The sequence below is a fragment of the Rickettsia sp. TH2014 genome (genome assembly GCF_019249195.1).
Taxonomy (GTDB): Bacteria; Pseudomonadota; Alphaproteobacteria; order Rickettsiales; family Rickettsiaceae; genus Rickettsia; species Rickettsia felis.
This window is the reverse complement of the sequence record NZ_MXAX01000051.1, coordinates 1-2008: the sequence shown is the minus strand read 5'-3', so window position 1 is coordinate 2008 and position 2008 is coordinate 1. Positions and strand designations below refer to the sequence as shown.

Here is a 2008-nt window from a genome sequence, read left to right as displayed (position 1 = left end):
TAAACTGCAATACGGAGGCACGACCGTTTTGACGAAGCAATCTCAGGATATTTGATGAGATTGCCACCCTCCTTACAGTCGCTCGCAATGACGGCTCAGTGTCACCCTGTGGCTTGACTACGGGATGACAGAGGTGAAATTGAACCACGCAACCGACTTTACTTAAATAAAAGCCCTAATCTATTACCTATAGCAATATCAATATATTTTGCTGTAACAGGGATTCCTTCAATATTCATTTCTAGATATATTGCTTGTTTTGCAGGGATTTTTGCTTGCAGCTTTGTAATTGATACACATTCATCTAAAGCTTGATTATTACTATCCATTACTCTAACTTTGATTATAGGATCAGAAATTAAATAATCAGACTGATTAGATAATTTATAAAATATCTTCATACCGCCTATATGATGAGATTTTCCTAAATTAATTTCTTCTATCTTTAATTGATCATATTTACCTAAAAATTTAAAACTATCTATTAGTAATATCGCTAAACAAAAAATTATAAAGCTAGTCCATAATATTGAAGATATATTATATTTTTTCTTAGTAGGAATATACGGTAAAATAACCGGCACATTAGCATTATAATGATTTTTAATAGGAGTTTTAATAGTTTCCGTGTTTACTTTATCTTTAAAGTCATTTAATTTACTAGTATTATAGTCTAATTTTTGATACCACAAATGGCTACATTTGGAACATTTTACTCGTCGTCCGTTAATACCTATTTGATTGCTTGTAACGATAAATCTTGTTTGGCAATTTGGGCAAGTAATATACATAGTTAATTATAATTATTATGTTTGACTTCATGATAATCTCATTTATTATTTTTGGCAATAAAACAGTTAAAAGATATGTCCTCTCTTATTAAAGAAATTGAAGAAGCTTGGCAAATTAAGGACAAACTTCTTCAAGATTCTTCAAAGCTTATAACATTAAAAAAAACACTTAATGATATTATAGAAAGCTTAAATCAAGGTACAATTCGTGTTTGTGAAAAGAAAGAAAATAGTTGGGAAGTTAATGAATGGGTAAAGAAAGCTATATTGCTATATTTTATCACTACGGAATCGCAACTTTATAATAACAATTATAGTAGTTGGTATGACAAAGTTGCTCCTAAATTTTCTGCGGATACTGATAAAAATATATTCAAAAAAGCAGCTATACGTAAAGTTCCCGGAGCTGTTGTTAGAACCGGTACTTATATAGCTAAAAATGTTGTAATTATGCCTTCTTTCATTAATATAGGTGCTTATATAGATGAGGGAACAATGATTGATACATGGTCTACTATCGGCTCATGTGCTCAAATCGGTAAGAATTGCCATATTTCAGGTGGTACGGGAATAGGAGGGGTGCTTGAGCCGTTGCAAGCAAAGCCGGTTATCATTGAAGATAATTGTTTTATCGGTGCAAGATCGGAAATAGCAGAAGGGGTAATAGTAGAAGAAGGAGCAGTAATTAGTATGGGAGTGTTTATTGGTAGCTCTACAAAAATAATATACAGAGATACAGGTGAAATTATTTACGGCAGAATTCCGGCTTATTCTGTTGTAGTTCCCGGAGTATTACCTGCTAAGGAAGCCGGCAAGCCTGGACTTTATTGCGTAGTTATCGTAAAACAAGTCGATAAAGCTACTAGAGCTAAAGTAAGCATTAATGATTTGTTAAGGTGATTGTTCGCTGTCACCTAGTTCGTGTAACTAGCGTTGTTGCATGGCTCAAGAAAAGTACTCGGTGTTATTCCTGCGGAAGCAAGAATCCAGCATAAAGCGAGATAATCTCAGCTTTTAATTTCAAAAATTTTCTGTATTTATACTTTTTTTTGGATTCCTGCTTTTAGCTAAGAACGACATAAGAACCATGCAACAAGACCCGCTTGACCACAGGATAACAAAGAGGAACAATAAGGCACTCAACACTAATGAACGGTCACGGATCAATAATATCGCCGATTATATCTTTAAGTGTAATAGTTGAGATTTAATCTTAC

General features: G+C 33.3%; 2 protein-coding genes. One reads left to right on the top strand and one right to left on the bottom strand.

Going from position 1 to position 2008, the window contains the following annotated elements:
• Positions 1-158: 158 nt before the first annotated feature.
• Positions 159-791, bottom strand: a complete 633-nt coding sequence (locus KYQ89_RS00705) for an MJ0042-type zinc finger domain-containing protein (protein WP_218459903.1) — start codon at positions 789-791, stop codon at positions 159-161.
• Between the two features lie 75 nt (positions 792-866).
• Between KYQ89_RS00705 and dapD the strand changes: the two genes are divergently transcribed.
• A complete protein-coding gene (gene dapD, locus KYQ89_RS00700) occupies positions 867-1691 on the top strand; it encodes a 2,3,4,5-tetrahydropyridine-2,6-dicarboxylate N-succinyltransferase (RefSeq protein ID WP_218459902.1) in 825 nt (274 codons plus the stop codon).
• Positions 1692-2008: the final 317 nt, after the last annotated feature.

What these genes read in the sequence shown, in the direction of transcription:
- KYQ89_RS00705 (WP_218459903.1), bottom strand. Translation starts at nt 791, where the DNA reads ATGTATATTACTTGCCCAAATTGCCAAACAAGATTTATCGTTACAAGC.
- dapD (WP_218459902.1), top strand. Translation starts at nt 867, where the DNA reads ATGTCCTCTCTTATTAAAGAAATTGAAGAAGCTTGGCAAATTAAGGAC.